The 24574-nt window shown below is 46.0% G+C and carries 18 protein-coding genes and 1 pseudogene; 9 read left to right on the plus strand and 10 right to left on the minus strand.

What is annotated here, in order from left to right:
- Positions 1–117: 117 nt before the first annotated feature.
- The 6 genes from DR864_RS03075 to DR864_RS03100 form a co-directional block, all read right to left on the minus strand.
- On the minus strand, positions 118–1296 hold the full coding sequence (locus tag DR864_RS03075) for a serine hydrolase domain-containing protein (protein ID WP_114065574.1): 1179 nt from the start codon (positions 1294–1296) through the stop codon (positions 118–120).
- A 44-nt stretch (positions 1297–1340) separates the two neighbouring features.
- On the minus strand, positions 1341–1937 hold the full coding sequence (locus tag DR864_RS03080) for a hypothetical protein (protein ID WP_114065575.1): 597 nt from the start codon (positions 1935–1937) through the stop codon (positions 1341–1343).
- Between the two features lie 93 nt (positions 1938–2030).
- A complete protein-coding gene (locus DR864_RS03085; protein WP_114065576.1) occupies positions 2031–3137 on the minus strand; it encodes a helix-turn-helix domain-containing protein in 1107 nt (368 codons plus the stop codon).
- A 129-nt stretch (positions 3138–3266) separates the two neighbouring features.
- The gene (gene ybiA / locus DR864_RS03090) at positions 3267–4031 is read right to left on the minus strand and encodes a riboflavin biosynthesis intermediates N-glycosidase (RefSeq protein ID WP_114065577.1); all 765 of its coding nucleotides are present in this window, start codon (positions 4029–4031) and stop codon (positions 3267–3269) included.
- Between the two features lie 33 nt (positions 4032–4064).
- Positions 4065–5012 (minus strand): bile acid:sodium symporter family protein, encoded by a 948-nt coding sequence (locus DR864_RS03095; protein WP_114065578.1) that lies wholly within the window; start codon positions 5010–5012, stop codon positions 4065–4067.
- 21 nt (positions 5013–5033) lie between these two features.
- A complete protein-coding gene (locus tag DR864_RS03100; RefSeq protein WP_114065579.1) occupies positions 5034–5645 on the minus strand; it encodes a trimeric intracellular cation channel family protein in 612 nt (203 codons plus the stop codon).
- Between the two features lie 347 nt (positions 5646–5992).
- On the opposite strand from DR864_RS03100, the gene DR864_RS03105 reads away from it, so the two are divergent.
- The 3 genes from DR864_RS03105 to DR864_RS03115 all read left to right on the plus strand — a co-directional run bounded on the left by DR864_RS03105 (position 5993) and on the right by DR864_RS03115 (position 10396).
- Entirely contained in the window at positions 5993–8434 is a 2442-nt protein-coding gene (locus DR864_RS03105; protein ID WP_114065580.1) for a TonB-dependent receptor, read from the plus strand.
- Positions 8435–8670: 236 nt separating this feature from the next.
- A complete protein-coding gene (locus DR864_RS03110; RefSeq protein WP_114065581.1) occupies positions 8671–9552 on the plus strand; it encodes a DUF6454 family protein in 882 nt (293 codons plus the stop codon).
- A gap of 106 nt (positions 9553–9658) precedes the next feature.
- Positions 9659–10396, plus strand: a complete 738-nt coding sequence (locus DR864_RS03115) for a 3-keto-disaccharide hydrolase (protein WP_229599583.1) — start codon at positions 9659–9661, stop codon at positions 10394–10396.
- A gap of 60 nt (positions 10397–10456) precedes the next feature.
- Here the strand turns inward: DR864_RS03115 and DR864_RS03120 are convergent, their stop codons facing one another.
- Both DR864_RS03120 and DR864_RS03125 read right to left on the minus strand, forming a co-directional pair.
- Entirely contained in the window at positions 10457–13003 is a 2547-nt protein-coding gene (locus tag DR864_RS03120; protein ID WP_229599508.1) for a cation-translocating P-type ATPase, read from the minus strand.
- Positions 13004–13319: 316 nt separating this feature from the next.
- Positions 13320–14168 (minus strand): hypothetical protein, encoded by an 849-nt coding sequence (locus tag DR864_RS03125; protein ID WP_114065584.1) that lies wholly within the window; start codon positions 14166–14168, stop codon positions 13320–13322.
- A 110-nt stretch (positions 14169–14278) separates the two neighbouring features.
- Between DR864_RS03125 and DR864_RS03130 the strand changes: the two genes are divergently transcribed.
- From DR864_RS03130 to DR864_RS03155, 6 genes and pseudogenes are all read left to right on the plus strand, one after another.
- On the plus strand, positions 14279–14578 hold the full coding sequence (locus DR864_RS03130) for a hypothetical protein (RefSeq protein WP_114065585.1): 300 nt from the start codon (positions 14279–14281) through the stop codon (positions 14576–14578).
- A gap of 81 nt (positions 14579–14659) precedes the next feature.
- A complete protein-coding gene (locus tag DR864_RS03135) occupies positions 14660–18514 on the plus strand; it encodes a DEAD/DEAH box helicase (RefSeq protein ID WP_114065586.1) in 3855 nt (1284 codons plus the stop codon).
- Between the two features lie 119 nt (positions 18515–18633).
- Complete coding sequence (locus DR864_RS03140) at positions 18634–19311, plus strand: SGNH/GDSL hydrolase family protein (protein ID WP_114065587.1); 678 nt, start codon at positions 18634–18636, stop codon at positions 19309–19311.
- 66 nt (positions 19312–19377) lie between these two features.
- A pseudogene (locus tag DR864_RS30515) lies at positions 19378–19832 on the plus strand (DUF6934 family protein).
- 423 nt (positions 19833–20255) lie between these two features.
- Positions 20256–21350, plus strand: a complete 1095-nt coding sequence (locus DR864_RS03150; RefSeq protein WP_114065589.1) for a zinc-binding dehydrogenase — start codon at positions 20256–20258, stop codon at positions 21348–21350.
- Between the two features lie 14 nt (positions 21351–21364).
- Positions 21365–22633 (plus strand): MFS transporter, encoded by a 1269-nt coding sequence (locus tag DR864_RS03155; RefSeq protein ID WP_114065590.1) that lies wholly within the window; start codon positions 21365–21367, stop codon positions 22631–22633.
- 39 nt (positions 22634–22672) lie between these two features.
- On the opposite strand, the gene DR864_RS03160 is transcribed toward DR864_RS03155, so the two are convergent.
- Together DR864_RS03160 and DR864_RS03165 are read right to left on the minus strand one after the other, a co-directional pair.
- On the minus strand, positions 22673–23599 hold the full coding sequence (locus DR864_RS03160; RefSeq protein WP_162793529.1) for a hypothetical protein: 927 nt from the start codon (positions 23597–23599) through the stop codon (positions 22673–22675).
- Between the two features lie 19 nt (positions 23600–23618).
- Positions 23619–24545 (minus strand): hypothetical protein, encoded by a 927-nt coding sequence (locus tag DR864_RS03165; RefSeq protein ID WP_114065592.1) that lies wholly within the window; start codon positions 24543–24545, stop codon positions 23619–23621.
- Positions 24546–24574 lie beyond the last annotated feature (29 nt).

Below are 24574 nucleotides of genomic sequence, written 5' to 3' on the forward strand. Positions count from 1 at the left end.
GTATACAGCAAAACCTTTACGAGGTTTGAGGCCCGTAAAGGTTTGAGGTAGAGGGAACCAAAATAATTAAATTGGGTAATTGTTTTGAGTGAAAGTGTTGACAAACAGGTTTTTAGGCTATTTGTCTTCAAAAAGATAGTTAAAAAGGTTCTTGCTTTCCAGCGCTTTGCGGATTTTTGTCGAATAGCCGTTGGTCAGTACCGCCACCGTTACTTTTTGTTGGGGAAAATGATAAACCGTTCCCCAAAAACAATGAACATGGCCGCTGTGACCTACACCAACGCCGTGATCAGTTTCGATTTTCATCAGCCCGAGGCCGTATTGCTTGATATATTTTAGGTCGTCGGGCAATTCCTGTGTGATGTCGATGAAGTTCTCAAATTGGGCCATTGAACTTGCCGTTAAGACTTGACCCGTTTTTAAGGTATGTAAAAACGTGGCCAAATCGTACGAATTGGAAATCAACCCGCCATCCAGCATTCCTTCTCCACCTACGGCGGCATTGTCGATTTCGGTGAGGTCTTTCATAAAGTCGTTGTCAAAAGTGTCGTAATATCCTCTGATCAAAGTGGCGGGGAGCTTTGTGTCGGCAAAAGTGTTTTCCAAACGCAACGGGCGAATTACCTTTTCGGTTACAACTTGATAGGCACTTTTACCCGTTGCATATTGAATCACCAGCGAAAGTAACAGGTAGTTGGAATTAGAATAATTTTGACCTTTGCCCGGCTCAAAATCCGCTTTTTGGCCGTAAATAAAGTGCAGACTTTCTTCGGCTGATTTTTTCGCGACCGACAGATTCAGGATGTTGAGTATCGTATTCAATCCCAAGTATTCAGGAATCCCCGAAGTGTGATTCAGGAGTTGTTTGAGGGTTACTTCGTTGGCATTGGCAATCTCCTTGGTGATACGTTCAGGAATGTATTTCGTTAACTTATCATTGATGTTCAACACGCCTTCTTCCTGTAGTTTGAGAATGGTGACGGAGGTAAAAAGTTTGGAAATGCTGCCAATGCGTAACGTATGGCAGGGTGTCACGGGGACGTTGTTGCCCAAATCGGCCTTTCCGCCACTCAAACTCCACGTCCCTTCGGGTGAAATCACCGTGGCGCTCACGCCCGTTACGCCCGTTTTAAGCAAGTCATCAATCATTTTTTGGTAACGACTAGCCCGTGGGTGATTGGTATCTCCTTTGCGGCATTCCGCAACGGGCACCGTTTCGTTGATTTTTTCGCAAGAAATGCAGAAAATAGAGACAATTATGGCAACTATGAGGGTATTAAACGAGGATGTTTTCATGTTGATTGGAAGTTAAATACTGTAAATTTTTGAGTCAAATGGGCTTATTTAGCCAACTTTACCTTCATGCCAACGCCGATAAAGGTGTGGGCTGAAAACGGTAAAAAATCGGAGTAAGGAATCACGGCCATGATTTTATAATCGGTCGTCAGGCTTAAGGTGGGTGAGAGGGGGTATTCTAACCCCGCGCCGAGTTTAATGTTCATTTGTGGCTTGCCGGGATGCGTCGTTTTGGTGTATTTACCCGCCTCAAATAGGTAGACATCGCCCGGCAAAAAAGAGCGTTTGTAGCCAACGCCCGTGTGCAAGTTGGTTTGTAAGCCAAACCCAAACTTGTACCCAAGGGTGTAGGCGGCATCCAGCATGACGGCGTATTCGCTCAGTCGTTGGTAGTACATCGTGAGGTCGGTACCGAGAGATTGCTGCCAATGTTTTCGGGATCTGACCCAAAAGTCCATCCCCACGCCGACGGTCGGGTGCAGTGGTGCTTTGATGAGTTTGGAGAAAGGTAAGCCTGTTGCTTCGTTGGCTACCCAGAATCGAATGGTTTTGGGTTTGAATTGCGCGAAAGCACCGGAAGTACCGACGACGAACAGGAAAGCCAACAGGCCGACAGGAAAGGAACGTGTGTTTGTTTTCATGGTTTTGCATTTAATTTTCTGCAAAACTCAGGGGATTTGAGCGTTCCATCGCCCCAAAATGTAAGGTGGCACCCCTTAAAACGGAATAATTTGTTAGGCAAATGTCGCCTCTGTCTGCTTTAGATACTCTGAAGGTGCGAGTCCCGTCGCTTTTTTGAAATTTCGGTTAAACGACGTTTTTGAATTAAACCCGCAGTCGTAGGCCAAGCCCAATAGCGTGTATTTTTGATTTTCGGGCTGGTCGGCCAGTCGTTTAAACTCTTCAATCCGCAGGGCATTGATGTAATCAAAGAAGCTTTTTTCCTCAAATGTGTTGATGACTTGCGATAGATAGTTGGGATGAACGCTCAAGTGAAAGGCCAAATCGGCGAGCGATAATTCGGCGTTGGTAAATAACTTTTTTTCATGCATCGCCTCGGTAAGTCGTACATAAATGTGTTCGGCCATTTCGTCGCTTAAACCTGATTTTTCGTATTTCTTAGTGTTTTCGTTGAGGGTAAGTGTTGTTTTTTTTTCTTCGATTTCACTCGAATGTACCGAAAAAAGCCCCACTTGTCGGATGCCGAAATAGCCGATAAACAAGACAAAAAAGACGACGGTCGTAAAGATGATTTGGTCGTTGCCGCGAAGGATGATAATCAGCCACAGGAGTCCCATCCATAAAAAAAGGTAACGCAGCCAATTCAAGTTGATTTTTTCCTGATACGAAAATTGATTGAGCAGGTGCAATCTGTAGCGACGGAGCTGTCGGTTGGAAAAAAATACGTACAAAACACCCGCTATGCTGATAAATACCAACAAAATGGACATAAACCCTTGGTAGCCCTGTCCTTCGTGTTCGTAAACGGCGATTTTTTGGGAGGCTGTTGAGGTGAAAAATGGCATCAGGTAAAGATAAACCAGCAAACTAGGCACAAAATGAACCATCCATCGGTAGGTTTTCAAACGGTCTGGGTGGATCAGGGTGGTGGTGTAGAGGTAAAGAAAAGGGCCGTGCAGCAGAGGTAGGGGAATTTCCAACCCCAGTAAATCAGGATAAAGGTAGGTTTTAGTAATGCTGTTGTGGTAAAACAGAAAAAGATGAAACCCCGTGATGCCCATCCAGACGGCCAAAAATGTATCGGCCGACGTTCTGCCCTTTTTGGTGATTAAAAGAAACGAAAGAAAAAAGGCGATGCTTATCCCAATTACATAAATCATTGCAATAGCTATTGAAGTTCTTAACTAAGACAACTATTCGGTGATTTACCCCTAGTGTATTAGGAGAACGAATTACGTCCGCCTCGCTATTGTAGAACCGCTGTTTCCTGCTGCTATTCTGTCCATCGCTCAGTCGTAAAACCCTGTCCATTCATACGGTTGGGGATTGGACAGTTTGTAAATCGTTTTTTCTCTGTCGGTCAAACTGTGATAAAACTTACTAAATTCAAATAAATAATTTTCTCCTTTTCCCATTCTCCAAAACATATCGTTGCTGTCAATATTGGGAAATTTTGTCCAAGGAGGTTGAATTGAGTATTGAAGAGCTTTGAAATGTCCGAATGCTTTTAAAAAGTCTCTTGTCTCCATTAAAGCAAAGCCAAACAAATTTTGTCCACGCCAAGCATATATATATTCTATGTCTTTACTTTCTTGTGAAAGTCCAATTCCCCAAATAGTGTCAATTGGACTTGCTTCGACTAATATTCTGTTTTCTGTCTTCAAAAGATAATCTGCAAATTTAGGATGTTGATTGAATTTATGGATGTTACCAAGTCTCACAATTTCAAATTTCATTTCGTTCCAAGTCTGGTCGTTATAACCTTTAACTTGTCGTCCAAGTTCTTTTGCCTCTGCTGGGTTGTTACTTCTAATAATCTTCTCAAAAATATTTTTGTCATTAAACACAAGCGCTTTTTGAGCCATCATCCAATGTTCAGCCGTCATATAAGTTATATTGTCAACCGTAAATGGACTTTCAAACCACTGGCTAAAACAAAATTTGCCAACTTCTTCATTATTTTTGTTCGTATATCCCCAAAAGAAGATATATTTCAAAGTGTCGCCACTTTCAAATTGTTCTGTCAACCAATTTATGTCGTAGTGTGTCGTCATTTACAATAGTCCAACAAAAAAATCCTCACCAACCTAATCCTTCACACCCACCAACGTACTTTTTCGTTGCCAATAAAACGCCAAGGTCGTGCCTGATACAATGTGCCAGATACTCCACCAGCCCGCTACGATGGCCATGCCGCCCAGCGGCAAATCGGGTGGAAAAACGGCGGGGTTAAAAAGCAACGCGAGTCCTAAGCCCGAGTTGTGGATGCCAGTTTCGATGCTGAGCGTGCGGCGGTTGGTTTCTGAAAGACCAAATACCGTAGCGGTCAGGTACCCCATGCCCAGCGCGATGCCGTTGTGAATCAGCACCAATAGAAAAACGTAGGTGATGTGATTGATGAAAATGTCGAAATTTTTGGTGAAAGCCACCACCACCAAAACGATAAAAAATACCAACGAAGCCTGCCGCAGGGGTTTGATGAGGCGCTCCGCGAGTCGGGGCAAATAAACTGAGCAAAGCATTCCGAGCGCCATCGGCAGTCCCAAAATCATCATGACCGATTTGAGCAACTCCCGCCAGTCCAGTTCGATGGGCCGCACAAGCGAGTTAGCTTGCGCGTACATGTTGCCCCAGAATGTGAAGTTAAAGGGCGTCATAACCACCGCCAAAATCGTACTGATGGCCGTTAGGCTGACGGCCAGCGCTACGTTGCCTTTGGCAAAAGAAGTGATGAAATTGGAAATATTGCCGCCCGGACAGGCGGCCACCAAAATCATTCCCAAGGCCACGCCCACGGTGATATTGTCGCCCAGGGCCATCACCAGACCAAAGGTGGCGGCGGGTAATAATATGGCTTGGCTCAACACACCCGCAATCAGTTGACGGGGATTTTGAATGAGGTTTTTGAAATGTTCGGGTTTGATGTCCAGCGCCACACCAAACATAATCAGCGCGAGCGCCACGTTGATGGTGGCCGAGCTTTCGGCCGAAAAATCGAGGCGGATGTAGTCCAGCGCCGCTAAAGATTCTTTCATAAAAGGGAAGAGGTCAGGTATTTACAGGTCAATTTTGGGCAAAGACAAACGGTACTTTACGGCGAATAACCGAACAATAATAATCAATAATACGCATCCAATCGCATTCCAATCGGAATGAAAATCGTAGTAATCCAGTAAAACAAAGACGACTGCCCCCGCCATGCAGGCTGTGGCGTAGATTTCTTTTTGGAAAATCAGGGGGAGTTCGTTGATGAGGGTGTCGCGAATGACACCGCCAAAGACCGCAGACACCATTCCTAATATAATGGCCGCAAAAGGATTGACGCCGTATTGCAGGGATTTTTGCACGCCCAAAATCGTGTAGACGCCAATGCCAACGGTGTCGAGCAGAAAAATGACTTTATGCAACCGAAAAATGACGCGCTTAAAAAGTACCGTAATGATGACCCCCAACGTAATAAAAATCAAGTAATTCATGTCTTTCACCCACGCCAGTGGATACACGCCCAGCGTGACGTCGCGGAGGGTGCCGCCGCCAATGGCCGAGATAAATCCCGTAAAAAATACGCCGAACAGGTCTTGGTACATTTTCTTATCGGAAGCCGCCAAGGCGCCCGATATGGCAAATACCAATACGCCAATCATATCAATATAGTAAGGGAGCTGCATAAAGGGGGTTGATTTGACGAATGCACAAAATAAAGACAAACCTAATTGAGAAACCAATTTTTACCTTTCATGAAGTTTTTTTTACACTTCATGCAACCTTTAGCTACGTAAATACATCTTATCTCTGAAATTAGCAGCGTGAAAACAAAGTAAGCAAGAGATTACAGGCAGTTAAATATTCTTATACGTGCCTTATTGGCTGCCTGTAATCTAAAGTTTTTCCTAAACGGCTCCTTCAAACCGTTTGTCCAAAAAATCAAACCGCTTGTGTAAAAAAAGGTAGCTTGTATTGCAAAGTACCGTAGTTTTGAAGCAGTAATTAACAACAGCCATTTTAAACAACAGCCATGAAAACTTTTACGAGTTTGGTTGCAGCTATGTTGCTGCTTTCTACTTCATTATTTGCCCAAAGCCCCGTTCGGGGGAAGGTATCGGGCGAAATCCGTGAAATAAACGGAAAAGCCCTCCCATTTGCCACGGTTTTATTGCTCAAAGCAAAGGACTCCACGCTCGTAAAAGGAGCTATTACGAGCGAAACGGGTTATTATGAAGTCGAAAACGTGCCCGAGGGTAGTTATTTGATTGGGGCCAACATGGTTGGATTTCAAAAAACGTATTCAGCTCCCTTTTCGGTTTCGGCCGCCGCTGCCACCGTTCAGGTGCCAGCACTTCAGATGACCGAAACTTCACAAACCCTGGACGAGGTGAAAGTGATTTCCAAGAAACCTTTTGTGGAACAGCAGATTGACCGGATGGTGGTCAACGTTGAAAACAGCGTCGTATCGGCAGGGGGAACTGCCTTGGAAGTGTTGGAAAAAGCACCTGGCGTAACGATTGACCGCCAAAATGACCGTTTGCAATTGAAAGGCCGTCAGGGAGTGATGGTGATGATTGACGGAAAATTGCAGCAGATTTCGATGCAAGACCTCATGAACATGCTCCAAAGTATGCCCAGCGACAACGTTGAAAAAATTGAATTGATTACCAATCCACCCGCCAAATACGATGCCGCGGGCAATTCGGGCTTGATTAACATTGTGTTGAAGAAAAACAAAAACTTCGGCACCAACGGAAACTATACCCTCAGCGCGGGGGTGGGAAGATACGAAAAGCTGAACGGCTCGATTGGACTCAATCACCGCACGGCCAAAATTAACTCATTTGCCAACGTGAGTCTCTTTCATGCCCGTTTTCAAAACACGCAGGACATTGACCGGACCATTGCATACAAAGACCAAATTACCTATTTGGACCAAAACAGCCCCCGCGTAGGTAATCCCCAAAACCTGAGTTTTAGGGCAGGAGTGGATTATTTTGTGACCAAGAAAACTACCGTCGGTATCTTGGCAACGGGCTTTTTGAATCAGTTCAAAATGAACGGAATTTCAAGTACGGATTTTTACGACAAAAATCGTACGCTGACGGGCCGTTTTGCCACCGATGCCTACAACCATAATAAGTTGAATAACTTCACGGGCAACCTCAATTTGAAGCATGATTTTGGGAACGGTCGCGAATTGAGCGCCGATGCCGACTACTCGGTTTTTGACGGAAATTCGGGTAACGACCTCAATACCAATTATTATGATGCGAAAGATGTGCTTACGAGCAAAGAAATTGTGCGCAACATCATGCCTTCAACCATCGGTATTGCTGCCGCGAAAGTAGACTATATCCATCCCCTCAAAAAGGGTAAATTTGAAGCCGGGGCCAAAAGTAGTTTGGTAAATTCAGACAACGATATGCGTTTTGAGACGCAAGTGGATAAGCAGTGGATTTTGGACCCTTCGCGCTCTAATCGTTTTAAATACACCGAAAATATCAACGCAGTTTACTCCAATTACAGCACAAAACTTGATAAAAAAACGCAGTTGCAATTGGGATTGCGCGTGGAACATACGCACTCAAAAGGAAATTCAGTTACGCTCAACAACATCGTAGACCGTAATTATGTCAACGCCTTTCCCAGTGTGTTTGTGTCGCGTCAGTTGGATACCAACAACGTACTGAACGTGTCGTTTAGTCGTCGAATCGACCGTCCGAACTACCGCAATTTGAATCCTTTCCAGTTCTTTTTAGATCCGTTGACCTTCCAACAAGGAAACCCGAATTTGCGTCCGCAGTTTACCAATTCGTTTCAGGTAACGCACGTGTTTAAGGGGATGTTCTCGACCACGTTGGGTTACAGCCGCATCAACGACGTCATTGCCGACCAGATTCCGAAGCAGATTGCCGAAGAAAATAAAACCTACGTTACCACCGAAAACCTTGATCATCAGGATAGTTACAACGCCACGTTCAGTATTCCCGTTACCGTCAGTAAATGGTGGACGATGCAAAACAACGTGAGTGCGTTTTATAACCGCTACCGTTCGTTCTACTACGGTGCCGACTTGGATTTGGGTCAATTTGGAGCGACGGTATTTGTGACCAACAATTTTACGCTTCCCAAGGGTTACACGGCGGAATTGAGCGGATTCTGGAATTCACCAACGCAGTATAACATCCTCCAAGCCAAAGCACAGGGGCAAATCAGTGCGGGTTTTGCCAAATCACTTTGGAATCGGAAGGCATCGTTACGTCTGAACGTTCAAGATATTTTCTTTCTGAATCGTTTTGCGGGAACTGTCAAATACCAAGACTTAAATTTCCGCGTCAATTCGCGTTGGGAAAGCCGTCAGGTACGCTTGTCGTTTACGTATCGATTTGGAAATCAGAATGTTAAAGCCGCCCGTCAGCGGAGCACAAGTACCGAAGATTTGCGTAACCGCGCTAATTCTGGTCAGTAATAAAATATAGATATTGACTGTAACCATTTCCTCTTTTGCCAGTATCGACAATCAGGAAATACACATAAAGATTTTAGTTTAGGTTAAGAAAACGTCGGAAAGCCGTCCTTCACTTGAGGGACGGCTTTTTTTTGCCTTGTGTCGCAGGATGTTTTCTAATAATGGCCATCCAAATCAAAGAATAAGGGCTTGATTTACTTTTAAGAACAACTCATTCTCTCATTTTCAAAAATACGATGAAGTACTTTGTGTTGATCTTTGGCTTGTTTTATAACCTTTTTGCGAAGGCGCAATTGGTTGAAAAACTCACCCAACTTCGCCCTGATTCGCCGTGGAAATTAACTTCTTCGGTGCGGCTTCAATTTCCGAGTTTTCATCCGCAAGGGATGGTCAAAATCGGAAATTTTTTTTACCTGAGTTCGGTAGAAGTCACCCGTAAACGGCAAGACAACGACGGAGGCGCGGGCCTCGGCCACCTTTTTAAGTTTGACGCCACGGGCAAATTAATTGCTTCCATTACCTTGGGAGAGGGTTTAATATACCATCCTGGCGGGATAGATTTTGACGGAAAACACATCTGGGTTCCGGTGGCAGAATACCGGGCCGACAGTCGGGCGGTAATTTATAAAGTAGACCCTGACACAATGAAAGCCATTGAAGTGATGCGGGTGGATGATCACCTTGGGGGCATCGTCCACGATACCGAAGCCCATACCCTGAACGCGGTAAGTTGGGGTTCGCGCCGCTTTTATCAATGGGAAATGTCGTCAATTACCGCCGTTTCACCCAAGCAGTTGCGGGTAGATAATCCCGCCTTTTACGTTGATTATCAGGATTGTCACTACATCGGACAACGTAAAATGCTTTGCGGTGGGCTGAAAAAATACAAAACCGCTCCCGACGCGGTTGCTTTTGCGTTGGGTGGTTTGGAAGTAGTAGATTTGAAAGACAACCGTCCTGTACATCAGGTACCGTTGCTGCTGTGGTCGCCCACGGGTGCGCCCATGACCAACAATCCTTTTTGGATGGAATCAACCGCTACGGGACTACGCGGGTATTTTGTGCCCGATGATGATGCCGCTTCGACGCTGTTTGTGTACGAGACCGACTTGAAATGAAGTAGAATAAGGCCTTTATTGCTTTGATAAATAATTGTAATTCACCCCAAAAACTTGTTTTCTTATGAATAAAATTGCCGCTAAACCGTTCATTTTTGCTGGGTCCATGCTTGTGGTTGGCTTGGCGTTTCCCGTGGTTGCCCAAGTAGGAGTCGGGGTAAAAGCCCCCAAAAAAGCCGAAGTGTATTTTGACGGGTCCCGCAAAATGCTCGATGAAAAATGGACGTATTGGGATGGCCCGCGCTTGGCCGCGACGCTCCCCATCAAGTGGTTTATTGTCAATGACCCCGTCGATAAAGGAACGGTCGTCAATACCAATGACCCTGCCGCAGCGGGTGGAAAATACGGCGCAGCCGACATTGTGACCAAAGAAAAATTCAAGGATTTTCGCCTTCATGTGGAGTTTTACATCAGTAAACCTGGTGGCAACAGCGGTGTGTATCTCCAAAATCGCTACGAAATTCAAGTATTAGACGGTGATACTACCTCGCATGGCATGGCGGCGGTCATCAACGAAACGCCTTCCCCTTATTATGCTTATAACGGCGTAGGAAAATGGAACGCCTACGATATTATGTTTAGGGCGGCGCGTTTTAAAGATGGAAAGCTGGTTGAAAAACCGCTGGTAACCATCTATTTTAATGGTAAAAAAGTACACAAGAACCAACGCATAAGTCAAGTGTGGGGCGGCCCGAACTCGGGCATTGATGGGGGTAACGATGGAGGTAAAGGCATTACCGACGTACCGGGCGGTCTAAAATTACAGGCCGAAGGCCACGACGTGCTTTACCGCAACATCTGGATTCAGAAAATGGACATTACCGAAGCAAATACCGATTTTTAGCAATGGTTAGCATCGGCTTGAATAGGTTTGGAAAGTTTGAAACTTCCCAAACCTATTTTTTTACTTTTTATTTCGTTTAAAGGTTTTTTCCACTTCTACGGCCCAAAAGGTGATGCTTGATACGCCAAAGGCAACGGCTAATTCTTCCAATGTAAGGGGTTGGGTATGAAAGAAATTATTCAGGAACGGCACGTAAATCACCGCCATCTGCAACGCAATCGTCAACAACACCGCACCGAGCAGGGTTTTGTTACCTAATAAACCTTGGCTAAAAAGTGATTCTTTATGACTCCGCACGGCCATCACGTGCCAAAGTTGACTCAGACACAGCACCGTAAACACAATCGTTTGCCAGTGGTCAGCGCCTGAATTGATTTCGTACCACTGCGTGCCAACGGTCAGTAATCCCACCAATATACCCACCCAGATGATGTGTCGGCCTACTCCTTTGGCAAAAATGCTTTCTTTTGGGTCGCGTGGCGGGTGACTCATAATGCCTTTTTCGGCAGGCTCTGCGGCCAGCGCCAAGGCCGGCAAACCATCCGTTACCAAGTTGACCCATAAAATATGAACGGGCAACAACGGAATGGGCAAGCCAATGAGCGGAGCCAAAAAGATGCTCCAGATTTCGGCGGCGTTGCCGGTCATGATGTACTTAATGAATTTGGTGATATTGTCGTAAATGCGGCGACCTTCGCGGACGGCTTTGATGATGGTGGCAAAATTATCGTCTAACAGAATCATGTGCGCGGCCTCTTTGGTCACGTCGGTGCCCGTTATTCCCATGGCAATGCCGATGTTGGCGCGTTTGAGCGAAGGCGCGTCGTTGACGCCGTCGCCCGTCATGGACACAAACTGGTCGCGATTCTGAAGGGCTTTAACGATGTTTAGTTTTTGTTCGGGCGACACGCGCGCGTACACTCGAATATCCAGCACTTCTTTGGCAAATTTCCTTTCGCTCATGGCGGCCAGTTCTTTGCCCGTGATTACCTTTTGTTGATCGTTGTCCAGAATGCCGATTTCGCGGGCGATGCTCGCCGCCGTGAGCGGGTGGTCACCAGTAATCATCACTGGCACAATTCCTGCCGATTTACATTCATGGATGGCTTTTTTTGCTTCTTCGCGGGGTGGGTCAATCAGGCCGACCAGCCCCAAAAAATCAAGGTCTTTTTCGATGGTTTCAATGGTAATGTCGGCGGGTAACGCGTCCAATACTTTGGTGGCAAACCCCAAAACGCGCATTCCTTCTTGGGCCATGCGTTCTTCTTGTTCTTTGATAACTGTGTCGTCGCCGATGCTGATTTGGGCGATGGATTCGGCCGCACCTTTGGAAATAACCAAAAATTTACCGTCGTATTCGTGAATGGTGGTCATGGCCTTGCGGTCCGAATCAAAGGGTAATTCATGCACGCGTTTGTTTTTCTTCCGCCATTGTTTGTCAAAAGACTCCTGTGTTTGCGCGTAGTTCAAGATGGCTACTTCGGTAGGGTCGCCGGTGAGGATGTTGTCCTGTTTTTTTACGTCCTGATTAAGGGCCATTGCCTGCACCATGCGCATTTGGTCGGCTTCATTGGTCACCCAAAGATCCACCACTTCCATTTTGTTTTTGGTCAATGTGCCCGTTTTGTCGGTGCAGATGTAGGTGACGGAGCCGAGGGTTTCGACCGCGTATAGTTTTCGAACGAGGGCATTTCGTTTGGCCAAACGGCCTGCGCCCAACGCCAATGAAACCGTAATGACGGCGGGTAATGCTTCGGGAATGGCAGCAACCGCGAGCGAAATGGATGTAAGTAGCATGTTGCCGATTTCTTCGCCTCGCAGATACCCTGCCAAAAACAGCACCCCGCAGAGGAGCAGGATGATAATGGTCAGTCGTCGGCCAAAATCGCCCATTCTTTTTTGAAGGGGTGTTTCACTGCCTTCTTCCTGCAACATCCCCGCTATTTTACCCAGCTCTGTGTCCATACCCGTGGCCACTACGACGCCCTGCGCTCGTCCGTTGGTGACGTTGGTGCCGCTGAAAGCCATGTTGGTACGATCGCCCAAAGGCAGCGATTTGTCGTCAAGTGGGTCGGTTGTTTTATCCACGGGTTGTGATTCACCCGTCAGGCCCGCTTCTTCTATTTTGAGCGAATGCACTTCCATCAGACGCAGGTCGGCGGGGACGGCCGCGCCCGCTTCGAGCAAAACGAGGTCGCCTTTGACAAGCTCAGGGGAGGGAATATCGGTGGGTTTGCCGTCGCGGATGACTTTGGTGGTTGGAACCGCCAGTTTCCCGAGCGCTTCCATGGCTTTTTCGGCGCGGTATTCCTGCACAAAACCAATGACGGCATTGAGAAGAATGATGACCAAAATAACAATAGTATCCGATAACTCGCCCACAATCCCCGACACCACGGCCCCCACGATGAGCACCAGAATCATGACGTTCAGAAACTGTTGGAGAAAAAGGAAAATGGGCGATTTTTTCTTCTTGGTCTTCAATTCGTTACGTCCTTCGCTTTGCAGTTTTTGCTGCGCTACCGAAGTTGTCAGGCCAGTTGGTGAGCTGTGCTGCAGTTTTAAAGCCTCTTCTGGGGAAAGTAAATGCCAGTGTTGTGTCATCATTTAACCGTTTATCAATGCTGGTGGATAAAACATTTTTGTCAACTGTAATTCGCAAAAAGCCCAGAAATCAAGCTGTCTTTGGGGTGAAAACTAAAAGGAACTTTTGTGCAATCTGCTAAATTTACGCCCTTAAAATGATTTACAGCCATTTTAGGGCTTGAATTTTACCGATTTTTTTCATCAGTAGCTCACTTTGTTGGTTTGCTTAGATGCCGAAATCATTCAACGAGTTGGGTGAAAAATGGGCATTAACCAGCGCAAAATTGGCTAGTTGAAGCAGTTTTAAGGAGAAAGATTGTCGTGGTTATGGATAATTTCAGTCTTCGTAACGACTACGGTACAAATTGCGCATTCCGTAAATGTACCGGATGGCTACGCCGAACTGATAGCTAACAGGCCGTAAAGTAAGTGAAGAAGTGCTTTCAATCAGTCGGTTGATGTATAATTGGGAGTCGGAGCGTAGCGCAGAAGCACCCGCGTAGTGAACGCGCCCGAAGGCGACGAGTTCGAGGTGGGTCGATACGCGGCCCACAAATTCAAGGCTTACTTCGGGTTCTAATTTAGATTTTCCAGTGGAGAAGGTTTGATTTTCAACCAAAAGTGTATCGGGGGCGTTTCCAGCGCCCGATGAGCGGGTAAGCCCCGTCAATAAAAAAGTTTCGGCGTCTTGTCGTTTGCGTGTTGGGGTCCACAAAATTCCCGCACCGACGTAGATACCCGATTGTTTGAGGACGTTGCCCAACCGAAGAATGCGCCATTTAAACCGCAGTGGAATACTGTGTTCAAGTTCATTGACCCGAACTGTAAATCCCCGAAAGGCGTTGACCCGCATGATGGTATTGGAGGGGTTGCGAATATATCCTGATTCGATAGACCACCGTAAATTATGCGAATACCCCAAATGCCCGCCCGCGTAGCTATCGGTATAGCCAGAGCGATAAGCCAACAGCCCAAAAAGGGAATTGGAGAGGGTAGCCCCATTCCATTTTCCACCGCCTTCAATGCCGATGTACCAGTGACTGTTGGAGCGAACTAAATCGGGTTGGGGAAGAAAAATGGCCGTTTTGGGCCGTTTAAAAGGACGATAATATTCCTCAATCTGGGCTTTTGCGTTTAGAAAGAGCCCACCCCAACATATCCCAAAAATTAGTATCCGTTGTATCATTAAAAAGCTGAATAATTACAGAACGATTTGCGTTTTGAATTGTTCAATAATACGGTGAAGGTAACGACTTCGTTGCAAAGGACTGCCGTTTTATCGTTATTCGCGTTATTATGAAACTTTTATTTCCATTACCTACCATTGAATCCCCCTTTCGTATTGGCGAGCGGGTAAAGATTGATTTGTTTACTTTGTACAAAAAACCTCCCTACGAGACCATCGAAGGGACGATTTATCAGGTACGGGTGGACTTCCCATTACTATCGACGACCAAAAGCGATTTTTCGTTTGAATTCACCGAAATTAAATTTCGTTATGGAATCCAACCTGATACCAAGATGTTCCCCAAAATGAAGGATGTTGAAAATGAGCTCTACGATGTGCCGGCGGAATATATTAATGAATTAGACTGAACGTACCACCTTTTGAGAACAGGTTGCGGAGACTAAAGGCCAGAATAGGACACTTCGCAATCTGGAAATGGAAATTATAAAATGGCTTATTTTAAAGGATTAATCATAGAAAGTTTGACCGCTTTGCGAAAAGAAGCTTCAAGTGCTGTTCGTCAACGCGGAAATGATATTTTTAGAAGTGGAGGAGTAAAAATTGCGAGTTTTGACGGAGACTATTACGCGGCAAAGTTTAACGTTGAAAGTCAATCGAGTCCGCAGAAATACGAGGTGGAACTGTCGAGCATGGATGATACCGATGCCATTGAATGTTACTGTAGTTGTCCTTCTGAGGTATATCCCTGTAAGCACGGCGTAGCGGCGGCCTACGCCCTAGAGAATTTTCTAAGTGAAGGCTCAGAAAAAACCAAGCCCACGATTCATGATCTTAAAAAAATAATTATTGACATCACGGATTCGTCGCGGCAGATAGAGCCCCAAAAACTCGTGTTTCATAAGCCCACCCTGCACCGAATGACGGATACAACGGTGGTTTTACGGAGCCTCGACGACCAGCAGATTCAGAACAACGTACCGCTTTCTTTTTGGGCAAGTCGCCGTCATTATTTAGAAGTAAAGCCTGTAGAGCAGGGCAAAGGCTATGAACGTTTTGAGCTCTTTGTCCGTAAAAAAGGCGCAAACACGGTGCTTATCACCCGATTGGAGAAGTTTAAGTACCATTTTTCGTGTACTTGTCAGCAGGAACTTCGTACGCCGCTTTGTGAGCACATGATGGGTGTCTTGGTGTGGCTCAAGCAACAGCGCGGGCTGTATGCGCTCGAATTGCTGAAGAATTGGGAGCGCGAAAAAGATGCATTGTTGGCCAAATATGGCTATACTTCGGGAGATAACTTGGTCGGAAAATTTGACTTCAAGATCAATCATTACGGCGAATTAGAACTGGTCTTGCTGGACAAAAGCATTCAACCGATTGCGGGGGTGCAGTGGGGAAATGTCTTCAAAAGTACCCTGCCCATCAAGTCTGCCAGTCCTTTTGTACCCGCCGAAAATGCCAAAGATAAGCCCGTTTTTGTGTACTTATTGGAACATTTTACGACGAAAGAACTTCCTTTTTTCAGGCTGGAAGTAGGCAAAGGGTTCTTGAATCCTAAAACGGGAAAAGTGGCCCATTTTGCCCGCATCAACTGGACCGATAAAGAACGTCCCGCCGCCGATGCCACCGATTTGGAGATCATGAATTCTAGTCGGTTATTAGGGCAAGAATTTATGCATGAAACCCTGCGTCAGCGTGGGTTCAAGCTCTCCACTTCTTCTTGGAACATTAAATACACCGAAGAAATCATTGATGCCGCCCTCGAAATCACGGGTAAAGTGCTGGAAAAATTGTTTCCGTTGCTGGTCGGTCATGCCGTGCGGGTCAATCAAAAAATTAGTTCCAACAGCACTGGAACGGCCGTAATGGTCAGCGAAACCCCGCTAGACTTGCATTTTCAGCTTTCTCGAACCGAACAAGAAACCATTCTGGAAGCATTCGTTAAACACGGCAATGAAACCTTGATCCCGTTTCAGGAGCTTACTGATTTGGAAACATACTGGTTGGCACTGCTGCCCGGTGATTTACTTTGTCGTTTTCGTTCGGCGGCGGCGGCCAAAGTGGCCCGTCATTTTTTTGAACTGGGTGGGGCCATTCGCCTGCGTTCGGTGCGGGATGATGCGTTTTTTAACGGCTTTGTGATTCCGTTGGCCGACCAGTTTTCGGTTGAATTTGATAAAAATCAGGCCATTTCGCAGACTGACCTCGAATGGCAAGAGGGAAGGGTGTACCTTAAAGAAGCCGACGATAACTTACTGATTGTGCCCGTTTTTGTGTACACAACCGAAGACGGAGACGAGATAGAACTACCCCGAGATTTTCGGCAGGCGCGGGTCAATGCCTACAACAATACCGTGCAGATTCAACGCCGGGACCGAGATTCTGAAGAAACTTTTGTGCAGTTTTTGCAAAAGCAACATCCTGCTTTTGAGCACCAAACCGACGAATATTTTTACCTGCCCTCCGAGCAGGTGTTGGAAGCGGGCTGGCTGTTTCAGTTTTATGAAGCCCTAAATCAGTACGGTACCAAGCTTTTTGGGTTTAATAACCTCAAAAAATTCCGTTATAACCCCAACAAGGCAACCTTCAAAATCCGTAACTCCTCGGGGATTGACTGGTTTGATTTGCAAGTAGAAGTCTCGTTTGGCGACCAGTCGGTGGCGCTGGCAGACGTGCGGAAGGCCATTCTGAAAAAGCAAAATTACGTCGAACTCAAAGACGGTTCGTACGGACTGCTACCCGAAGAATGGGTGGCGCAATATGCGCAGTTGTTTCGGTTTGGAAAAGTGGACGAGAAGAAAGGCGTGTTGCGGCTTTCTAAACAACATTTTACGATTTTGGAACGCTACAAAGAGTTTATCGAGAATCCAAAATTGCTTGAAGAACTCGACGAGAAGCGCGAAAAATTGTTAAATTTTACCGAAATTAAAAAAATAAAACTGCCCAAAAACATCACCGCTACTCTGCGACCGTACCAAGAAGAAGGCTACAAATGGCTACACTTTTTGGATGAATTTGGTTGGGGCGGTTGTTTGGCCGACGATATGGGGCTGGGCAAAACCCTGCAAATGCTGACGTTTTTGCAGGAACAAAAAAATCGAAATCCCAAAGGAGTACACTTGGTAGTGGTGCCTAAAACGCTGATATTCAACTGGCAGGCCGAGGCGGCAAAGTTTTGTCCCGAACTGACGCTCTACGTACATACGGGGCCGCAACGCACCAAAAATGCGAAGGTATTTAATCGGTACGATATTATCCTTTCAACGTATGGTTCGGTCCGTTCAGACATTGAATTGTTGAGCAACTTTCGGTTTCATTACGTGGTGTTGGATGAGGCACAGGCCATCAAAAATCCCGATTCGATGATTTCTAAGGCGGTCAAACTTCTCAACGCCCAAAATCGCCTGACCATGACGGGGACACCCGTTGAAAACAATACCTTTGACCTGTATTCACAGTTTGATTTCTTGAATCCGGGCTTTTTGGGGCACGAAGATTTTTTCCGGACAGAATACGCCACCTTGATTGATAAATATCAGGACAAGAGCCGGGCGGCGGAGCTACGCCGTTTGATTTATCCTTTTATGCTCAAACGCACCAAGGAGGAAGTAGCCAAAGACCTTCCCGAAAAGACGGAAACGGTGCTGTATTGCGAGATGGACAAGCGCCAACGCAAAGTCTACAATGCGTTTCGGGATAAATACCGCGACATGATTGCGGGCAAAATGGCGGAAGTTGGGCGAGAACAGGCGTCGTTTTTGATTTTGGAAGGTTTGCTGAAGCTCCGCCAAATCTGCGACTCCCCAGCCTTGCTTTCCGACGACGAAGACTACGGGCAAGAATCGGTCAAACTGGCCGAAATTGTGCGCGAAATTGAAGAGAATGCCTCCCACCACAAGATTGTGATTTTCAGTCAGTTTCTGAAAATGCTTGATTTGATTCGCCAAAAACTCGAACGCGACCGCATTCCGTACGAATACCTCGATGGCAAAACGCAGGACCGCGCCGAACGGGTGAATCGTTTTCAGGGAGACGATGAATGCCGCGTGTTTTTGATGAGCCTCAAAGCGGGTGGGGTAGGACTCAACCTGACCGAAGCCGACTATGTATACCTCGTAGACCCGTGGTGGAACCCCGCCGTGGAGCAGCAGGCCATCGACCGCGTACACCGCATTGGCCAAACCAAGCGCGTTTTTGCGTACCGAATGATTTGTAAAGATACGGTAGAAGAAAAAATCGTGCAGTTGCAAGACCGCAAGCGCGCCCTCGCCGACGATCTCGTGTCGACCGAAGCGGGCTTCCTGAAAAAACTGACGCAAGATGATATTTTGGGGCTGTTCAGTTGATGGTTTACGTAGCGTCGCAGAGTGTTTTTCAATTACGCCTTTGCGTGAAAGAAAAACTGTTAGAAAGAGCGGTATTTTTCCTTTATTGAAAAATGTCTCTCAACTTCTAAACAATTAAAATGAAAAGATTTTTTCGTTACCTCAAACTTAGCTTTTTTGCCCTTCCTCTACTCGCAGCTCAGCAGGATAAACCCCTGAGGGTCATTTTCTTCGGAGATTCTATCACCCAGGCCGGAGTTCGCCCAGGCGGCTATATCGTGAAATTGGGCGAAATGCTCGAAAAACAAAACCTCAAAAGCAAATATGAACTCATTGGCGCGGGTATCGGCGGTAACAAAATTTATGACCTTTACCTACGCATGGAAGACGATGTACTGTCGAAAAAACCAGACGTGGTTATCATTTACATTGGCGTAAATGACGTGTGGCACAAAGCATCGCACGGAACAGGTACTGACCCGGATAAGTTTGTGAAGTTTTACGAAGCCATCTTGAAGAAATTGCAGGCGGCCAATATCCGCGTAGCCCTTTGCACCCCTGCTGCCATTGGTGAGCGCACCGATTTCTCCAATCAGCAAGATGGCGACCTTAATCAGTATTCCCAAATGATTCGGAATTTGGCCAAGAAAAACGGCCTACCGCTGATTGATTTGCGCAAAGCATTTCTTGACTATAACCTCAAAAATAACCCTAACAACGAGGAGAAAAATATCCTTACTACCGACCGAGTTCACCTAAATGAGGTTGGTAATCAGTTTGTTGCGGACGAGATGTGGAAAGTACTTAAAGGGATGTAATAATCTTTTTATTTGTTCTACATGCTCGACATAATTAGGGTCGGTTAGTTTTGCAATAATTAAAACATGAATTTAGACAAGTACGACCTCAAGGTTTCTCAAAACTTTATTTCTTTCCAATTTGTTAGCGAAGGTAAAAATGGTAAAATACTCAAAGGCATTATATTTACTTTGATTGAAGCTCCTAATATTTGGAATTTAGGATTTGGTGACATTGATGCAATTTCGGGTGAGATTTCTGATTTGGTAGTTTCCGATAATAGAGATAGTGAAAAATACTGGCAACAGTAGCACAATCTGCGCTGGTATTTTCGGAAAAATACCCTGATGCATTAATCTATGCGGAAGGCAGTACTCCCTCACGTACAAGGCTTTATAGAATTGGTCTCAGTAGAAATTTTGAGAAAATTACTGAAACGTTTATGATTTGGGGTTTATTGGATGATGAATGGTACCCTTTTCAGAAAAATACTGACTATCAAGCCTTTGTTGTGAAACGAAAAGTTGATAAATTTGGATAATAAGAGAACTGATGTGTTATGTTAAAGACCATAAAAATAACAAAAGTCGAATTTGACTCTACCATCAATGAAAAGCAAAAACATGCTTTCATTGAGAAAAAGGTAACCCAAGCAAAAAAAACACTTAAACGAGTTGGCTTACCGAAAGATTTAGAGTATTGAGGGATGAAAAATACCCTATCATCTAAAAATCAGCCCTTCGCTTCTGAAATGTGGAGGTTTTGAAAATGACTTTATTAAAATTGTAGCTTGGCGTTGCATAGCCAAAGGCATTTATCTAACCAAAGTCATTAGCGGTTGCAAAACCCTAATGGCTTTTTTTGTTGCCCTAATTTTTGAAAATTTATAATTTGGTAAACTTATGTTTAAAATAAGTAAACAAAAATTTAGCACCTTTGCGAAAAAACGAATACGAAGCACAGCATGAGTTCAGGGAAATTGATGGTTTTTAACGGCCCGGGTGAGGAGATGCAGTTGCAGCACCGTGAGCTGCCTGAGTTGGCGACGGGAGAAGTATTGATTCGAAACTTATACACCACCATTTGCGGTAGCGACTTGCATACCTTTTGTGGGTTGAGAAAAGAAAACACCCCGACCATTTTGGGGCATGAGATTGTGGGGAAAGTGGTAAAAATAAACGAAAGCCATTCGGGGAAAGACTACGCGGGGAATACATTAAAAGTAGGCGATATTGTGACGTGGAGCATTTTTTCGGCCGACCCTGACTCGGAAATGTCGGCGCAGGGGATGCCGCAAAAAACGGTAGGAGTGTTTAAGTACGGCCACGCAACGGTCACCGAAAAAGACGCTTTTCACGGCGGATTGGCCGAATATTGTGTGCTAAAACCCCATACCGCTATCCTCAAAATTCCTGATAATGTGTCGCTTCCCGTGGCGGCTACGCTCAATTGCGCGGTGGCGACGGTTGCAGGAGCGTTACGACTTGCGGGAACGGTAAAAGGCAAAACGGTGCTGATTACGGGTAGCGGCTTGTTGGGAATGGTTTGCGCGGCGATGTGCAAAGATGCGGGTGCCAAAAAAATAATCACGGCCGACATTGCGGCGAGCCGTTTGCAACAATCCTTGGCTTTTGGCGTAGATGAAACTTGCTTGTTGACGCCCACGTCAGGGGGTGAAAATGAAAGCGTTTTAACTTCTCTTTATTCAAAAATTGAGGTGGTGTTTGATATGAGTGGCTCACCAGAGGCGATGGAAGAAGGTGTAGCTACTCTGGCCGTGGGTGGCGTGGCTGTTTGGGTAGGAGCGGTGTTTCGTCAACGGAAAGTAATGGTGGATGCCGAGCAAATCATTCGTCGGTTAATTACCCTCAAAGGATTGCACAACTACAATTACGATGATTTTGTGTACGCCGTTGATTTTATGCATCGAAACGCACAACGTTTCCCATTTGAGCAGATTGTGGGGAAGGAGTTTTCTCTGAATGAAGCGGAACAAGCCTTTGAATACGCCTTGAAAAACAAGCCATTACGCGTCGGGATTCGAATACAAGAGCTGTAAACAAAAGAAAAAATATGCAATCGTCTTTCAGAGGTCAGCAGTGGAAAATGTTGTTGGTAACAATGTTTTGTTACCTGTTTTTTTACACTGGTCGGCACAATTTTGGATGGGCTGCCAAGGGCATGGCCACGTCACTTAATGTATCTTATTCGTACATTGGCTGGATTAGTTTTTCGATGTTGTTGGGCTATGCCATTGGCCAATTCATCAACGGCAACCTCGCCGACCGACTAAGCGCCCGTGTAATGGTCACTACTGGCGCTTACTTGTCGGTTTTGACCAACATTGCCGTCAGTTACAGCGACTCCATTACCACAATCATGATTTTATGGGCGTTGAACGGATATTTTCAATCCATGGCGTGGGCACCGGGCGGAAAGTTAATCAGCAATTGGTGGAACGAAGCGGAGCTGGGCAAAGCTTTCGGATTTTATACGATGGCGGCGGGATTGTCGTCGGTTTTGACGTATCTACTGTCTATCGTGCTTTTGCAGCAGGGCATGGAATGGCGTATGCTTTTTCGTTTGCCAGTGCTGTTTCTGCTGGTAGCAGCAACCATTTTTTTGATGATAGTTCGGGATAAACCGTCTGATGCTGGCTTTATTGACCCTGTTAAGAAAGACGGCACTTCCGAAAAAATTAGCTGGCTGACTCGCTACCGTGTGGTTTTGTCCTATCCTCATTTTCTGCTTACGTCTTTCGCCTTCGGTTTTGAAAGCATGGCGCGTTATGGGCTTATTTTTTGGGTGCCAGTGCATTATCTTGGCAAAAACTGGAAAGACAATCCTGGTAACTTATGGGTTACGTTTCTGCTGCCCGTCGGGATGGCGGCTGGTGCGTTGTCTTTCGGAATGCTGTCGGACTCGTTATTTAAGAAAAATCGCATCCATTCTATCCGTTTTGGGATGTTAATGAGTGCGTTGATGGCACTGTTGGTCTATGTGCTTCCCGCCAATAACCTGCTGTTGGCGGGATTTCTGATGCTTTCGGTCGGTTTTTTTGTGTACGGGCCTCAATCCTGCTTTTGGCCATTGAGCCCCGAAATGCTCGGGCGCGATTATACCGGAACGGGCATTGGTTTTATGAACATGTTTGGCTACGTATTTGCGGCGTTGGGCGAACCGCTATTCGGCTTTATCATTGATTGGGTGGGCAATACCAACATCATTTTTGTGTTTATTTCGGGCATTTGCCTCCTGTCGGTTTTTATGATTTCCTTAGCTAAAAGGTCTTGGAATGCTTCTGGTAGCGTTGTATCGCAGCCAGAAGCATTGTCTTCTTAGCGTTTTTGTTGGCGGTGGAGAACACGGCCAACAAAAAAATTACTGGCCAATCGCAATGATGGTATAACTATAGCTGAGAAGCGAGACATTGGTCACGGTGGGGTTGCAAAATCTGACGTATCCTCCCGTGCTCGTAACACTCTCGACCGTGAGGGTCAATCGCTCGTCGAATGTTCCCCCTGCGGTCTTATTTCCTACCGCAATTGCAGGGACGGCCGTAAATGTTCCAGCGGGAAAATTGAAGCCTGCGATATTGCAGCCGTTGCTTTGGACCAGAAAGGTGGAGGATGGGGTAGTGATGCTGCCCGTATATAATTTTAACTGGGTGGCGTTGCTATTTTGGAGCATACCCACGTTGGCCGATGAAACATTTCCGCTGAAAGCTCCACCTCCGCTCACGTTTAGGGCGGCGGTGGCTGAGGGTACCGTACCTATCCCTATTGCTCCCCCATTATTAATAATCATTCGGGGGGAAAAACCTGTTTCGGTTATTTCAAACCTGTCCCCACCATCAGCGTAGGTTAAGCGCCATAATTTTGCATCAGCCGTACTTTTAATGGCGAAATTTCCATCCGTAATCTGAAATTTTTCGATGGGTGGAACCGAGCTGTTGATGGCAACCTTTGCACCGACGGAAAGTGTCGAATTGAACCGACCCGTACCGTTGACATCGAGCGGATAAGCAGGGGTAGATTTGTTGATTCCGACCAACCCTTTGGTATAATAGATGTTATTATTCTTTCTTTCCCATTTTGATTCGGCATAAGATGATGAGTTGACAAAGTTAATGCAGTAACTCACTTTGTTATCGACGGCATTGTAGTACAATTTCCCAGTGTTTCCCGCGCTACAAGGAGTTATCGTTAAGTTGGGTAAGCCAATGGCATCAGCAGTTAATTCACTGAATTGGGCCATTGATTTTTGGGTTAAAAATAATATTCCAACGAAGAAGATGGCTAGTTTCATGGCTCGATTAGTTTTTGAATTATTGACCAATACATAATACGTTGAAAGTCATGCCAGTTAACGTGATTGAGCTAGTCGTAGGGTTACAAAAACGGACCACAGCTTGGGTGGTAGTAGTGGATTGTACATTGATGACCAGTTTTCCAAAATCTCCCGTACCGCCCGTAAGATTTCCAACTGTCACAGTCGGGGCAGTCGTGAATCCAGCGGCGGTCAGGGAGGCATTAGCTGTAGCGCAGCCTCCGTTTGTGACCGCAAAGGTGGTACCCAGTGAAACCGATGCCGTATGGTATTTGAGTTGAGTGCTTGTCGTGCTTCTTACGATTCCCTTTCCGCCGTTTACGGTCAAGTCTCCGCTGAAACTGCCGTTGCCTTCCACGGTCAATTTAGCCGTGGGCGCTCCCGAGCCGATGGTAATGTTGCCACCGTTGGCAAATACCATACGTGCAGTGCCGTTTTCGCGAAGGGCTAAGCTGTTGCTTTCGTCGGTGTAGTCCAATTTCCAGGTTTTTACGTCGGCAGTGCTCGTAATGGCAATGTCGCCGTCCAGTACTTCGAGGGCAGAGGAGGGGGTGAGGGTGCCGATTCCCAGTTTTTCGGCGTATATATCGCCCGTAAATCTTCCCGTACCGTTTACGTCCAGCGAATATTGGGGGATGGTGGTGTTTATGCCCACGTAGCCCGCGTTAAAATAAATGTCGTCAGGTTGAGAGAAAGGGGTGCTCCATTGCGAGGAGGCTGGTTTCCAAGCGGAGCCATCACAAAACAGGAGGTTATTGGTGGTGCTGTTGTAATAAATCTTCCCTTTATCACTTACGGTACACCCAGGGGGTGTGGCGGATTTTGGGATGATAAAGCCGTCGGGCAAGATGGTGCCGTATTGGGCTTGTGAACTGAAAGTGACGAAAAATGAGAGTGAGATGAGTGTGAGATAAATAGTTTTCATGCGTTGCGTTTTCTTGATTACTGCCCCAA

It is taken from the genome of Runella rosea, assembly GCF_003325355.1.
Classification (GTDB): Bacteria; Bacteroidota; Bacteroidia; order Cytophagales; family Spirosomataceae; genus Runella; species Runella rosea.